This window comes from Labrenzia sp. THAF35 (assembly GCF_009363595.1).
Taxonomy (GTDB): Bacteria; Pseudomonadota; Alphaproteobacteria; order Rhizobiales; family Stappiaceae; genus Roseibium; species Roseibium algicola.
Map to the genome: position 1 here is coordinate 4,102,022 of NZ_CP045380.1, position 14,163 is coordinate 4,116,184.

Genomic DNA, 14,163 nt, shown 5'->3' on the forward strand with positions numbered 1-14,163 from the left:
TGGTGACGGCGTTCGAGAGCGAAGTGGCACCTTGCGCAATCGGACCGACTGTGTCGGGCGCCAGGTTTGGTCTTACGTTCCGCAGAAGGTTTGATAGGGACCAAACGCCTCCGGGGCAGGAAGGGCATAGCTCTCAAAGCCAGTTCGTTCTTCATACGGAGTTTTTAGAACATCCAATAACTCATTGAGCATAAAATACTCTCCAGTTTCCGCGCTCTGGAGTGCCTCTTCCACCTTGTGGTTCCGTGGAATGTAGAGCGGATTGACAAGGTTCATCGCCGTTCTGGTATCTGCAGGCGCTCTGCCTTCACTTTCGAGACGTTGCATCCAGCGCTTCAGCCAGCCGTCTATCTGTGTCGGATCGACAAAAAGCTCGCGCAGCTTTTGCGGGGCGCCGACAGCAGCCTCGCTCAGGTGCCGGAAGAAGAGCGTGTAGTCGACCGATTGTTCCTGCAGGACCGAAAGCATCGTTTCGAACAGGTCCTGATCTTCCGCGGTTTCTTCCACTAGACCCAGCTTTGCACGCATCCCGTTAAGCCAGGCTGCGCGGTAGATATCAGGAAAGCGGCCGAGTTCGGCGCTTGCCAGTTCGACTGCCTTGTCCAGATCATCGGGCTGGATCAGGGGCAACAGGGTTTCGGCAAGCCGGGCAAGGTTCCATTGCATGATGACGGGTTGGCGGCCGAACGCGTATCGTCCACCATGGTCGATGGAGCTGAACACGGCTGCCGGATCATAGGCGTCAATGAAGGCACAGGGGCCATAGTCGATTGTTTCGCCGGAAATCGTCGTGTTGTCGGTGTTCATGACACCGTGAACGAACCCGACAAGCACCCAATTGGCGACCAGCGCTGCCTGGCGCTCGACTACTCCCCGAAACAGCCGGATATAGCGGTCCGGCTGTCCGGCAAGATCCGGATCGTGGCGGTCAATGGCGTAGTCGGCGAGCTGGCGGACTTTGTCCGTTTCACCGCGTGCCGCAAAATACTGGAAGGTACCGACCCGCAAATGGCTTGCGGCGACACGGGTCAACACAGCGCCCGGTTTCGGACCATCCCGGTAGATGGTTTCTCCGGTGGTTACGGCTGCCAGTGCTCTTGTCGTCGGGATGCCGAGTGCATGCATGGCTTCGCCGAGGATATATTCGCGCAAGACCGGTCCCACCACAGCCTTGCCATCTCCACCACGGGAGAAGGGGGTCGGTCCCGACCCTTTCAGCTGAATGTCCTTCCGATTGCCGGTGCTGTCGATGATCTCTCCCAGAAGAAGCGCGCGGCCATCCCCCAGCTGTGGCGAGAAGCCGCCAAACTGGTGGCCGGCATACACCTGGGCAAGGGGGGACGCGCCGTCCGGCTGACGGACCCCGGCAAAGATCTCTGCGCCTTCGGATGTTTCCAGAAGGTTGGAATCAAGGCCGAGTTCTTTTGCAAGTACACGATTCAGCACCACAAGCTGCGGCGTTGGCACCTTCGCGCCTTCCCAGGCCACATAAAAGCCGGGCAGGTCCCGTGCGTAGGAATTGTCGAACTGGAAAATGGGCGGTCGGGCGGTCATGGAACCTACAGTGTGCGGTGGCAATTGCTTTACCGCTTAATATAGGAAGTTACGCCCGTCTGTCCGCCCCGGTCAGGTCGGAAATCGAATTCATGTGAACTTTGAGGGGGGAGGCAGTGCGGCCTGTCACGCTGCGTAGGCCGCCAGAAACACCTTCACCGCTGCCGCAACATTGGTTTCGATTTCTTCTTCGCTCGGCTTTGGGCCGGCATTGAGCAGCATGCGCCTTAGAACGCCCGCCACACACAAGTCGAAAAACTGGCCTGCCGCCAGTTCGACATCGCAGTCCTTCAACTCGCCGCGGTCGATCCGCTCCTGGATGAAGGCACCAAGGTCGCGTCGGCCCTGGCATGGACCGGCTTCGTAGAGCAGAACGCCGAACTGAGGGAATTTTTCCGCAGCGCCGACTACCATGCGGAGGGTCGACAATTTTTCCGGATTCGCCATTTTCTGCAGATAACTGCGGCCGATACGGTGCAGATCGCTTTTCACGTCAGCCCTGCTGACGAGGGCTTCCCGCAGGATTTCCGCCTGGCTGAAACGTTCTTGCAGAATCAGCGCCTCGAACAGCGCTTCCTTGCTGCTGAAGTAGACGTATAGCGTGCCTTTGGAAACGCCGGCTTCCTTGGCGATAACCTCCATACTGGCGCCATCGAATCCCTTTGCCCGGAAGACTTTTCGTGCTCCGGCAAGAATCTGCCTGCACTTGGCGTTGTCGGTCTTCTGAGCCGGATCTTCGGCTGTCGCCGGTAGTTCCTGTGTTTCGGTTGTCATCGCAATCTCGAATTTCTGCCGTCTTTCAGTAGTTTACCGCTAGTATTCTGTCAAACACACGGTTTTTCTCAAAAAGCATTCCCATAAATGCAAAGGTCAACTGTTCGGCAGGTGGTTGGTCAATCTCAACACTATCGGCCAACAGGACGAACCATTCAATCTTTCCTGGTCAAACCAGCTGTGACTGCAAGTCAAAACGCCCCCTAGAAAATATCTTCGACAGGATCCGACTTCCGGACAGGTGATGCGTCTCGCGTCCCCCTCCCAAAGTGTCTTGTTGCCGTCTTGATCAACCAGGTTGTTGAACAGGGGGCTCTTGTGCATTGCGAAAAAATTCGCCGGAACCCTTGCGTTCGCCAAGGGGATGAACATATAAATGCCATTGACCGAACCGTTCAGTCAATGCCTGGGCGGTCAAGAATTTTGGGCAAAGGATACCATCGTGGCACTCAGAGAAGGCCGCAACGAAAGCGGCGCGATCGGTGGTGGGCCGCAGGCTGCGAGCCGCCAGGATCAAGACAACGAGACTTCAGTAGCCTCGAATAGCGGACAGGCAACACCATCTTCCGCGAAAGACACAAGCGATAACAAAGGCGGGCAGGTGGCAGTTTCGTCTCAGGCACAGGTAACAACCGCAACGACCACCACAGAAGCGCCTCCACCGAAAAAGAAGGGCAAGGCCAAGCGGGTCTTCACGCTGGTTCTGCTCGCCGGTCTCGGCTTTGGCGGTTATGAGGCGTACCATTGGTGGACCGAAGGCAGATTCATTGCCAGCACGGACGACGCCTATGTGACCGCGGATATCACCGTCATCCTTTCCAAGGTGTCCGGTTATGTTGCGTCTGTCGCTGTCGGCGACAATCAACGCGTGAAAGCCGGTGACGTGCTGCTGAAGATCGACGATGGCGACTACAAGCTTGCCGTCCAGTCCGCAAAGGATTCCATCGACAGTGCCCGTGCAACGGTCGATCGTATCGCGACCCAGATTACGGCGGCCAAGGCATCCGTGCTGCAGGCTGAAGCGTCTGTTGCTTCTGCCAAGGCGCAGAAGGACGAAGCTTCCGCGAACTACGATCGTCAGAAAAGACTGGCGGACAACAAGTTTGCCAGCCAGGCAACGCTTGATACCGCCGATGCCTCACTGAAAGGCGCGCAGGCGGATCTGGAGAATGCGCAGGCAGCGGTGACGCTGGCCAAAGCCAATATCGATGTGCTCAACGGCCAGAAGAAAGAAGCCGAACAGGCAGTGGTTGCTGCCAAGACAGCTCTTGAGAAAGCCGAGCGCGACCTCGCCTTTACCATCATTCGGGCACCGGTCGATGGCATCGTCGGCAACAGGGCAGCCCAGGTCGGCTCCCTGCTGCAGCCGGGAAGCCGGATTGCCGCGATCGTGCCGCTGGCCGACACTCACATCGATGCGAATTTCAAGGAAACTCAGCTCGAGGGAATTCTGCCCGGGGCAGAGGTTGAAATTTCCGTCGACGCTTATCCGGACCAGCCGATCAAGGGAACCGTGGAAAGCATTGCGCCTGCGACCGGTTCCGTCTTCAGCCTTCTGCCGGCCGAAAATGCGACAGGCAACTTCACCAAGGTGGTTCAGCGCGTGCCGGTGAAGATCAAGGTTCCGGAAGAAGAAATAACAAGCGGACATCTGCGAGCTGGCATGTCGGTGGTTGTCGAAGTCGACACCAGGACAGGTGGCCAGAAAGACAACGTCGCCCTGTCGGCGCTCCACTAGACCTTCAGATGCGGATCAAGGGTCCGTATCAAATCAAGTCCTCCCCGCGGCCTCCAACCGCACAAGCCCGGTATCCGCATCTTGCGGATGCCGCCCCTTTGAAGAGCAGACCGTCGACAGCAAGACCTGCGCGGATGTTCCAACAGTATCGAATGATCGGCCACAGGCCATTCCGTCTCTTTCGGCTGAATGACCGCCGGTTCAAGGCTACGTCACATGAGCGAGACGGCACAAAGCGCATCCATCGACGGACGCAAGCTGTTCACCTTCCTCTGCATGGTGTTCGGCATGTTCATGGCGATTCTGGATATCCAGATCGTGTCCGCGTCCCTGTCGGAAATCCAGGCCGGGCTGGGAGCTTCCCAGGACGACATTCCCTGGGTGCAGACAAGTTACCTGATAGCGGAAGTCATCATGATCCCGTTGTCCGGATACCTTTCGCGCATGCTGTCGACGCGCTGGATGTTCGCGCTGTCAGCGGCCGGGTTCACGGTAATGAGCCTGATGTGCGCCACTGCCTCCACGATCGAGGAAATGATCGTCTACCGTGCCTTGCAGGGGTTTCTCGGTGGCGGCATGATCCCGACGGTTTTCGCGACGGCTTATCTGATTTTCCCGCGTGAGAAATTCAACGTCATCTCTCCCGTGATCGGTCTTGTGGCAACGCTGGCACCGACCATCGGTCCGACGCTCGGCGGTTATCTCACCGAATTCGGCTCCTGGCACTGGCTGTTCCTGATCAACGTGGTGCCCGGCATCTTCGTTACGCTTGCCGCTGTTACCCTGATCGATTTCGACGAGCCGGATCTGTCTCTGCTCGATCATTTTGACTGGTATGGTTTCGCGGCCATGGCCATCTTCCTCGGTTCTCTGGAATTCGTTCTTGAAGAAGGCTCGGGCGAAGACTGGTTCCAGAGCGGCGAGATCGTTTTCTTTTCCGTAATCACTGTGCTGGGAGCTGCGATCTTCTTCTGGCGGGCGTTCACGGCGCGAGAACCCATTGTCGATCTGAGAGCGTTTGCCGACAAGAACTTCGCCATGGGCAGTCTTTTCAGCTTCATCATGGGGGTGGGGCTCTACGGCCTGACGTATCTTTATCCGGTCTATCTGAGCGGCGTTCGCGACTACACCTCGCTGCAGATTGGCGAGACCATGTTCGTGAGCGGTCTTGCCATGTTCCTTACAGCCCCGATTGCGGGGCGGCTGATGTCCGTGCTCGATCCGCGTGTGATGATGGCAATCGGCTTCTCGGGCTTTGCGATCGGCACCTACATGGTGACCGGTATTACGCACGACTGGGATTTCTGGGAATTGCTGGTTCCACAGATCCTGCGTGGCTGCTCGCTGATGCTGTGCATGGTGCCGATCAACAATATCGCCCTTGGTATGTTGCCGCCGCAGATGATCAAGAACGCATCTGGCCTGTTCAACCTGACCCGGAACCTGGGAGGTGCCGTCGGACTTGCGGTGATCAACACGCTGCTGACCAATCGGCAGGATTTCCACTACGAACGTATTTCCGAAACGGTCAACTGGTCGCGTCCCGTCGTCAATGAGACATTGACCAACATGACACATGCGTTCTCGGAACTGGGTCAAAATGCGGAAACAGCGGCCTTGAAGACGTTGTCTGGCATCGTCACCCGCGAAGCGTTCCTGCTTTCCTTCTCGGATATTTTCCTGATCCTGACAGGCTTGTTCCTCGCTCTTGTCGCCGCGCTCTATTTCGTGGAGCGACCGAAACCGGCACCTGCCGGTGGTGGCGGTCATTGATTTCGAGATAGTGGATCATCCGGACGAGCACTGCCGTGTCGATCAGGCCTTTCTGTCCGGTCCGAAACGAATTCTTCGTTGCATCCGGCCGCCGCCAATTCGCGTATTGGCCGGTCTTGACGGTGGCGGATGATCGTCAAATGCAGCCTGTGCACTCACGTCACCCTTCGTTGCGGTTTGGCCTTGTGCAAGCCTGTCGGCCATCCATCGGGCAACCTGAGGTGTCGCGACACTGGTTCCGTCGAGAGACACCAGCGATCCGCAGCGTGATCCGGCACTCAATATGCCTCGCAGGACGGGTGTGTCGTCGCTGACCGCGGCTGCATCCGGACCGTTTCTCGTCGGACCGGTTGCATTGAATGCCGTTGTTACCGGACCGGCGGCAGAATAGCCGGCCAAATCGTTGCGGGTTTCGACATATCCAGCAACAACGGCGGGAAACTCGCCGCAGGCAAAGCCGCTTATGGTGCCGCTGCGCTTGACCAGGCAATCGGATCCGGGCGGATCGATCGGCAAGGGGGCACCAAAGCTGTCGAAACGCTGATAGTCGTCATTATCGAAATAGGATTGACGTCCCAATGCTGGGAACCCGGGCAAGGTTTCGTCGCGCCGTATCCAGACCTGAACCCGATCAGTTTCGGTCAGGGCAACATTCTCGATTTCGATTTTCCAGACACCGGAAGGTGCCAAATCATCCGTGACGTCGTGATGAAAGGTCGGATGAACGCCGACGACAATGCAACCGCGCCAGGTTGGCGCGTGGGGAGGTGTGTAGAGGATCCGGCCGAATTCCACGTTGTCTCCGGAATGGAGGATCGCAGTCTCTCCAGGCACTGTTGAAACCGGCGTACTCCTCGGTCCCACGGGAGGCGTAACGCGCACTCTCACTAGGTTGTCAGGGTTCTCCTTCGGCGGCATCCAGATTTCGACGTAGCTCGCGCTGCGGTCGTCAGGTTGAATGCGCCAGTCTAGGCTTGCGGGCCTGACGTTACCCGTATCCTCATCCGTAAAGGTAATCTCCGCGTGGGTGCGCGCCAGATTGCCGTTCCCGGCAGGAAGAGCCACCTGGATTTCACGCTGGGTGGTCGAGTGAAGCTCGTGATCGATCTTCGCTTCGATCAGACCGGTACCATCGTGCGGTCCTGCAAAATTCCCGAAACTGAAATTGACCACCAGCGGGATTTGCTTGCCGTGATCGGTCTCGAGCCGGAAGCGTTCCGCGTGTATCTTGATGAAGTCGATCGCGCGTCCGAGAGCTGGCAGGATCTGCGCTCCGCTGACATCCATGGTGAGATCGGTTGGCAGCTGCACGCAGATGATGGGGCGCGTGTTGTCCTTCGTGCCGGGTTGGTAACCGGCGGCAAGTCCCATCACATGGGTGCCGTGGGACACTCGCATGGCGGCCGGCTTGAGGCCGGGCCAGCTGTAGTCGATCAATCCGCACTGACTGTAGAAGCGGTTCTCATCGAGGAGCCCGCTGGCCGTGTTCGCGGCAAGCAACCCGTCGATTTCGCTCCTGGCAAGGGCGTGGCCCTGCGGGACGACGAGGGTGCCGGTCCGCGGTTTGGCGTCCATGATCCAGGCAAAGGAAACGCGTGACGTATTTGGGTCGGTTTTCCGGAAAAGTTCATGGCCGAACGCGATGCCGTTGTCGATGACAGCGGTAACAACGGAACCATCCTCGACAAATATTTCCGGCAGATTGCCGGGCATGATCTGCGCGCTCGTGTCGAGCTGTCCAACCGGAACGACAGTCCCAAGAATGATGCGCTTTATGCCGAGTTGTCCCGCGTTCCTCGTCGCTTCCTGCAAGAAGAGGTCTTTTGCGTAGAGTGAGGGATACAGGATCGCTTCTTTGGCCGCCCGCTGTTGCGCGGTATAGAAATTCGGGATGAGGACTGCGTCCTCAAGCCCGTTGCCACCGCCGATATCCTTGGCCCTGGCGATCAGGTCATCGAGTGAGATGTCATCGAGCTCGACGAGGATGTCCCACCAAGTGTCTTCTTCTCCGGTTCCGAACTTTGCTGCAACAGCCAGCCGCCAGTTCGTGACCGGATCGATTGAAAATTCATCAAGGGTTCCGTTGGTATCCGACATGACTTGACCTCCGGTTCGACTTTGCTATGCGATCACGAGCCGTCGTCTTCCAAAGGCGAGGCACCATCACCACCATCCTCAAGTGTTCCGCCACCGCTGCTGCCACCGGCACAGGGTTCCCTCAGGTCCAGCCATTCCTGCTTTGCGCGGTTCCACAGCCAGGCCAGCGGCCTGGATTGAATGGTCGTGCCGGTGAGGGATGTTGTGGTTTCGTCGGCCCAGGCTCCCGGGTCCTTCTGCGTGTGGGTTGCCGGATCGTAGAGCTGTGTCCAGTCGAAATCCCGGCTGTCAGGATACTGGTCGCCGTGGAAAGCCCATCCCTTGATTTCATTGGAACCCTGGCACCGACCCGCGAAATAGGCGCCGAGTGTAAGCCCGAGAATTGCGCCGGCCTCGCTGTCGACCGGAAAATGTACACCCGCGACGGTGCGGTTTACTGCAATGCGCGAGGCCTGACGCATGAACATCTTGCCCCAGATCGTGTCGTCATAAGGCACGACACCGGCATCCCTCAGAAGGAGCCAAAGAACCCGGGCCAGCGTGAAGGCTTCCGTTGAATGACCGCTCGGCAGGGTGCCATGCGTGGGCGTCAGGATCATCGGCTGGATCTGCGGGGAGAATTCTATCGGACGCTTGCAGGCCAGGGCATACTTGATCCGCATCTCCACCAGGTTGGCGAGACCCTGCGCGGTTGCCAACAGCTCGATCGTATATGGTGTTCGAGCCGGTGCGATGAATGCGATTGAGCGCAGAAATTCAACAGGTGTGCTGAGTTGGGCGATAATTTCAGCCGCACGATCCTGCCGCAGGTCTGCATAATTTGCTACAAGATCGAGCTGCTTCTTGAAGATCGCCATGGTTGGGCGAGACATCCTGGCGAGCATGGCATAAGCCGCGTGTGGCGTATCGGTCCCGTCAGGGTTGCTGGTCACGTTCAGGTGCCATACCTGAGCCGTTCCGGAGCACGTTCCCTCAAACTTGAAGGTGAAGCCGAGCCTCGATGCCAGTTCAAGTGCGTAAATGCTTTGCCGGACTTCCGGAGAGAGGCGGCCTAGAAAAGCATCGTATTCCGGGCAGTTCTCCTGGATGGCCGCCGTTACAGTCTGCCAGGTTCCGGCAATGCCATCGTGATTGGTGATCAGCGCGTTCACGATCAGCGGTGAATCGAAGGAAGGGGTGCCGCCGAACCCGCCAAAACCGCCAAATCCCCCGAAGCCCCCAAACCCTCCGAACCCGCCAAATCCCCCGAAGCCGCCGAAGCCCCCAAATCCTCCAAAGCCCCCGAAGCCGCCTGCCGGATATGCTGTTTCCCTAGGTGTCATGACTAACTCTCCCTACCTTTTCGATTGGCCGGTTCCGCCCCATTCTCAGGGCGGCAGTCCGGCTTGCCTTAGGGTTTCGGCGAAGTCCTTCCCAACCTGAAACTGCGCACTTGGCGAATTTTTCAGCCAGCGGCTTACGGTCAGATCCGGCTGACGCTCGCGCAGTTCGCTGATGGTCTGAGCTGCCAGTTCGGTGTGTCCAAGGCGCATTTCCGCGACAGCCTTGGCACGCAGCGTCGAGGTGTGCGCGCGGTTGGAGCGGAGCGACTGGTTGGCGAACTCGAGAGCGCGGTCATATTTTTCGGCCGTAACGCAAGCGGATGCCGCAAGCGACAGGAAAAAGTACCTGTAGGGATCGATGGGAGACAGGCGGAGGGCCAGTTCCGTGTCCTTGACAGCCTCCTTGCCAGCTCCCTTGAACGCGAAGAGAGTGCCGCGCAGCAGGCGACCCATGGCGTAATTCGGATTGTACTCGAGGGCCATGTTGTAACGCTGTTCAGCTTCTTCGAGCTTGTGCGCGAGATTTGTGAGGGCAAATCCTTCGGACACAAGGGCCGTGACATTTGTCGGGTCGTGGTCGAGCGCGGTTTGCGTGCAGCTCAAGGCAAGGGATTTTTCGCGCTCGGGCGAATCCGTCCACCCCTGTTGAACCGCCAGAACGTGCCATTTTGCCTTCCATGCCAAGGCCATTGCGGGTTGGCGCGACGAACGGTGAATCAGTTCGTCAAGAAGTTCGGCGGCGTATTCGAAATGGTGGCGCGAGAGCCTGTAGATCAGTCCGATCGCGCTCATGAGAAGCGAATAGGCATCGAGTGTCTGCATCGGGCAGGACAATGCCTGTTGCACCTCGCTCCGGAAGATTGCCGCGTGGCAGTCCTTGGCGAACTGATACATCACGGATGAATCGCTAAGGAGGGTAGGAACCTCCTCGCTCAGGCGATCCGACCAGATCACGCGACCGGTTTTTGCGTCGGCGAGTTCCGCGTCCAGAATTACGTGGTTCGCATCACCGCTATAGGTCCCCGACAGGACAAAATCCGCCTGAAGCGTCTCCGAGATCTTGGCAAGGGAGATGTTCCGCATGCGAAAACCTGTCGTCGACAGGCGGGAAATGACATTGAGTTCCGAGGAACGGGACAATGCGACAATCAATTCCTCTGCGAGCACTTCACCGAGCACGTAATTGTCTCTTGATCTGCTGCGTGGCGTGAAGGGAATAACCGCGACGGTGGGGAACAGGTCTTCGAATTGCTGTAACGGAAAAATGCTCGGGTGGGTTCCCACGGGATGAACCCTGAAGGCCCGCACCGTCTCGGCGACATTCTTGAGGTGGCAATCACCAAGATCCTCGAATTCCGCGTCGAGTTCGCTTGCCAATGCATCCCTGACCTCGGCGGAGGCAACAATCTCTCCGGGGCGGGCAAGTGACATGAGACGGGCGGCAATGTTCACGTGGCTGCCATAAATGTCGTCATCGCCGGTGGTGAGCACGTCGCCGGTGTCGATACCGATGCGAACCTGCAACCGGTTCATGGCAGGGAGTTGCTCGTTGATCTTTGCCAGTTCCGTGGTGAGACGCATTGCAAATCGGACTGCACTCGTTGCGTGCTCTATTTCAGCCAGAATGCCGTCGCCCAATGACTTCACGAGCCTGCCATCGTGTTCCGGCAGAAGGTCATCTTTCAGGTAGGCGACAAAGGAGAGCCAAGCTCCTATGGATGCATTGTCGGCAGTCGTAAACAGCCGCGCAGATCCAACTACGTCGGCAAAAAGTATTACTTTCTGCCGATTCTCCCATTTTTCGAATAGCCGTACGGGCTTTCGGTATTCAGCGGCTGCCTGCATGAATTCCCTCGTAGCGACAAAATCGCTCCACCTGAAAACAGTCTAAAATCAAATATTAGGCACCAATTTTTCGTAGAATAATGAGGTAATTAACAATGATTGTTTCACGTAGACAGATTTTCACACGCATTTTCAACGCGAGCTGCGCCATGGACAGGCGAAAGCGCTCTGTGTCCACTTGCGCGTTCGATAATATATTTCCTTTTGTCGCTTCTAGCTTGCCTTCAATCTAGTCGTCTGTAAAGCAATACATTTATTACGCTAGGGAAGTTTTTCTTAAATATTTGAATTAGATTGTTTTGGATGCTCACTTGCACGCGGTCGTCGGAAAATAGGGAGGCGATGTGCTCTCGGTGCAATTGGCACTCGTGAAGCCTTCCGGCTGTCCTTTTCGGCTGTTTTCCTGATCCTGACAGGCTTGGTTCTTGCCTTTGTCGCCGCGCTCTCTTTCGTGGAGTGGCCGAAACCGGCACCTGCTGGTACCGGCGGAGGTCATTGATCCGTGTGGCCGGCTATCTAGCCCGTCGAAGTGAATTCTTCTTCGAGCGCCGGGAAAAGGGGGATCTTGGAATATTGCAACTTTTAATACACGTAATGGTATTGCTGTCGCATTCCGTCAACCTAGGGCGTTACATCTTCGTTATTTCATGCTAACGTAGCTGCCTGTTTGAAAAACAGATTGATGCGCTTTTGATTTGCAGGCGCCGCAAGTAAATTTTCGCTTTTCAAAATTCAGATGACTGTTCTCTCGAGTTTTCAATGGGAGGAAATAATGGCAGGCATAAGAAAAGACATTGCCAAGCTCGGCGGGCCATGGTCCGACACGATGCTTTGGTATGCGCGAGCCGTTGGTGAACTGCGGTCGCGCCAGTTGCGTGATCGGACAAGCTGGCTCTACCTGGCAGCGATCCACGGCATCAATCCTCAGGGCTGGATTGATCAGAACATCATTTCACCGACCACGCCGGCGCCAAACGCCGACGAGCAACGATTGATGTTCAACCAGTGTCAGCATGCGGGTTGGTTTTTCCTGCCCTGGCACAGGGGCTATCTGCATGCGTTCGAGGCAATCCTGGCAGACTGGATTGTCAGCCAGGGCGGTCCGACTACATGGGCTTTGCCCTACTGGAATTATCTCAACGGGTCTGATCCAGCGTCGCGAGACTATCCGCAGGAGTTTCTGGACAGCACCATTCCGGGTGACAACACGCCGAACCCGTTAGCCAACGCGTTTCGTGGCCCTGCCGTGAAACTTGGTCCGCAGGCCTGGATCAATGTCGACATTTCGCTCGACGCGCAAACCACGCAGACCGTTTATACATCAATCCCCGGCACGCTTGGATATGGCGGTCCTATCAGCGGTTTCGACCAGCAGGGCAATGCCTATGGTGCGGTCGAAAGTGACCCGCACAATTTCGTGCATGTCATGGTGGGCGGCAACGTACCGCCCAGTCCGACCGGCTGGATGTACGATCCGGATTTTGCCGGTCTCGATCCGATCTTCTGGGTTCACCATTGCAACATCGACCGCTTGTGGGCCGCCTGGATGACCGGGGGAGGCAACTCCCAGGAAACCAGCCGGCCCTGGCTCAACGGGCCGTTCCCGCGCCAGTTTGCGATGCCGGACGCACAGCAAAATATTTCCATTTTCACGCCGGAAGACACGCTGCCGGGCGCGGCTCTTGCGCCGGTCTATGATAATCTGATCGATGGAACGGGCATTACGCCCACCGTGGGGATTGCAATGGCCACCACACCGACAGGTCGGGGCACTTCGACACTCGTCGGGGCAAACGACGAGGTGCTGCAGGTTACCGCAAGTCCGGTAACGGCACGCGTGAAACTGGCTGCAGCGCCAACTGCGGCCCCTGCTGCTGCAGCCCCGGCCGCAGCGGAGCGACTTTATCTCAACGTTGAAGGTGTCCGGGGGAACACTCCGAGCGGTGTTCTTTCCGTTCGTGTTGTTGCGCCAGGCATACCGGATGCGGAAATCAACGAAACTCTGGTGTTCTTCGGCCTTGGAAAGGCCAGTTCAACCGACGGTTCGCACGCAGGCAACGGCCTGTCATCAACCGTGGAAATCACCGACAAGGTTGCGGCCATGCAGGCGCGTGCTGGTGCTGCAATCCAGGAGCTTGAAGTTAGCCTCGTTCAGCCAGAGGGGGCCTCGTCGGAAATTACCGTCGACCGGATCAGCATCTACCGTCTCAGGGTTAGATGACATGTCCCGGCTGGCGGCCTTTGCCGTGCAGACCAGTCGGGGCGCAATGCCCTGGCTGGTTGCCTTGAGCGTGGGCAGCTACCTCCTGCTCGGTTTCGCGCAACCTGCTTCGAACGTCGCGGCTCTTTGCGGGCGTCTGAATGTTGCGCAATCCGTTTTCCTGCCCGCACCGAACCTTCAATTCTCGCAGATCTTGCAAGCGGTAGCTGCGGACTGGATCCTGATGGTCGTGGCCATGATGACGCCGCTGGTTGCCGCCAATCTGTCTTATGTCGGACGAGTGGTGCATGCGTCCCAAAGGGGGGCTGCAAGTATTGCCTTTCTGCTCGGTTATCTTTGCGTCTGGATTTTGTCGGGCCTGTTGCTTGTGCCACTGGCGTTTGTCCTGGCGCTTGCCGGCGCCTGGATCGACCTGTCGTTGGCGTTCGGTGTCGCTGTCGTTTGGAGCATGTCCCCGCTCGCCCAATGGGCCAGAAACAGGTGCCACGGTACCAGCCGGATGGCAGCTTTCGGACAGGAGGCACAGGCTGATGGTTGCTGGTTCGGTCTTCGAACCGGGGCGGCTTGTGTGTTTGCTTGCTGGCCCTGGATGCTTGTGCCTTTGCAGGTGGAGACCGGCCATATTGCCGTGATGGTGCTGACAGGTCTCTATCTTTTCGCCGACCGGATTGCACCGCCTGCCGCGCCAGTCTGGCGCCTGCCTCCGGCACTGGAAACTGTCCTGGGGGTTTCGCTCCTGCCAGGAGGACGCGGCGCGAACAGGCACAGTCTGCGCCACACCAAGCCGCTTGCTGCAACAAGCCAGCCCGTCCGGACACGCCATTGACGGTCAGAGGAGG

The 14,163-nt window shown here is 57.7% G+C and carries 9 protein-coding genes; 4 read left to right on the forward strand and 5 right to left on the reverse strand.

The genetic code is table 11. From position 1 onward, the window contains the following. Nucleotides 1-72: 72 nt before the first annotated feature. Together FIU93_RS18855 and FIU93_RS18860 are read right to left on the reverse strand one after the other, a co-directional pair. Nucleotides 73-1,554, reverse strand: coding sequence for a protein adenylyltransferase SelO (locus tag FIU93_RS18855; protein ID WP_152506434.1), 1,482 nt, complete (start codon nucleotides 1,552-1,554; stop codon nucleotides 73-75). A gap of 126 nt (nucleotides 1,555-1,680) precedes the next feature. Further along, nucleotides 1,681-2,328 (reverse strand): TetR/AcrR family transcriptional regulator, encoded by a 648-nt coding sequence (locus tag FIU93_RS18860; protein WP_055654581.1) that lies wholly within the window; start codon nucleotides 2,326-2,328, stop codon nucleotides 1,681-1,683. Between the two features lie 442 nt (nucleotides 2,329-2,770). Here FIU93_RS18860 and FIU93_RS18865 point away from each other — a divergent pair, with 442 nt between their 5' ends. Both FIU93_RS18865 and FIU93_RS18870 read left to right on the forward strand, forming a co-directional pair. Further along, on the forward strand, nucleotides 2,771-4,066 hold the full coding sequence (locus tag FIU93_RS18865) for an HlyD family secretion protein (RefSeq protein WP_209010167.1): 1,296 nt from the start codon (nucleotides 2,771-2,773) through the stop codon (nucleotides 4,064-4,066). A gap of 216 nt (nucleotides 4,067-4,282) precedes the next feature. Then, the gene (locus tag FIU93_RS18870) at nucleotides 4,283-5,839 is read left to right on the forward strand and encodes a DHA2 family efflux MFS transporter permease subunit (protein WP_152506436.1); all 1,557 of its coding nucleotides are present in this window, start codon (nucleotides 4,283-4,285) and stop codon (nucleotides 5,837-5,839) included. A gap of 42 nt (nucleotides 5,840-5,881) precedes the next feature. Here the strand turns inward: FIU93_RS18870 and FIU93_RS18875 are convergent, their stop codons facing one another. Genes FIU93_RS18875 through FIU93_RS18885 form a run of 3 tightly spaced genes read right to left on the reverse strand, consistent with a single transcriptional unit; the run spans nucleotide 5,882 to nucleotide 11,103 of the window. After that, nucleotides 5,882-7,936 (reverse strand): hypothetical protein, encoded by a 2,055-nt coding sequence (locus FIU93_RS18875; RefSeq protein ID WP_152506437.1) that lies wholly within the window; start codon nucleotides 7,934-7,936, stop codon nucleotides 5,882-5,884. Between the two features lie 32 nt (nucleotides 7,937-7,968). Continuing rightward, the gene (locus FIU93_RS18880; protein WP_152506438.1) at nucleotides 7,969-9,258 is read right to left on the reverse strand and encodes a phosphatase PAP2 family protein; all 1,290 of its coding nucleotides are present in this window, start codon (nucleotides 9,256-9,258) and stop codon (nucleotides 7,969-7,971) included. 45 nt (nucleotides 9,259-9,303) lie between these two features. Beyond that, nucleotides 9,304-11,103, reverse strand: coding sequence for a FlgO family outer membrane protein (locus FIU93_RS18885; protein WP_152506439.1), 1,800 nt, complete (start codon nucleotides 11,101-11,103; stop codon nucleotides 9,304-9,306). 772 nt (nucleotides 11,104-11,875) lie between these two features. Here FIU93_RS18885 and FIU93_RS18890 point away from each other — a divergent pair. Further along, nucleotides 11,876-13,324 carry a tyrosinase family protein gene (locus FIU93_RS18890; RefSeq protein WP_152506440.1) on the forward strand — a complete coding sequence of 483 codons (1,449 nt, stop codon included), beginning with the start codon at nucleotides 11,876-11,878 and terminating at the stop codon, nucleotides 13,322-13,324. A gap of 1 nt (nucleotide 13,325) precedes the next feature. Beyond that, nucleotides 13,326-14,150 carry a DUF2182 domain-containing protein gene (locus FIU93_RS18895; RefSeq protein ID WP_152506441.1) on the forward strand — a complete coding sequence of 275 codons (825 nt, stop codon included), beginning with the start codon at nucleotides 13,326-13,328 and terminating at the stop codon, nucleotides 14,148-14,150. Nucleotides 14,151-14,163 lie beyond the last annotated feature (13 nt).

Bases quoted from the DNA above. Each gene is read 5' to 3' on its own strand.
- FIU93_RS18855 (WP_152506434.1), bottom strand. From the start codon at position 1,554: ATGACCGCCCGACCGCCCATTTTCCAGTTCGACAATTCCTACGCACGG.
- FIU93_RS18860 (WP_055654581.1), bottom strand. From the start codon at position 2,328: ATGACAACCGAAACACAGGAACTACCGGCGACAGCCGAAGATCCGGCT.
- FIU93_RS18870 (WP_152506436.1), top strand. From the start codon at position 4,283: ATGAGCGAGACGGCACAAAGCGCATCCATCGACGGACGCAAGCTGTTC.
- FIU93_RS18875 (WP_152506437.1), bottom strand. From the start codon at position 7,936: ATGTCGGATACCAACGGAACCCTTGATGAATTTTCAATCGATCCGGTC.
- FIU93_RS18880 (WP_152506438.1), bottom strand. From the start codon at position 9,258: ATGACACCTAGGGAAACAGCATATCCGGCAGGCGGCTTCGGGGGCTTT.
- FIU93_RS18885 (WP_152506439.1), bottom strand. From the start codon at position 11,103: ATGCAGGCAGCCGCTGAATACCGAAAGCCCGTACGGCTATTCGAAAAA.
- FIU93_RS18890 (WP_152506440.1), top strand. From the start codon at position 11,876: ATGGCAGGCATAAGAAAAGACATTGCCAAGCTCGGCGGGCCATGGTCC.
- FIU93_RS18895 (WP_152506441.1), top strand. From the start codon at position 13,326: ATGTCCCGGCTGGCGGCCTTTGCCGTGCAGACCAGTCGGGGCGCAATG.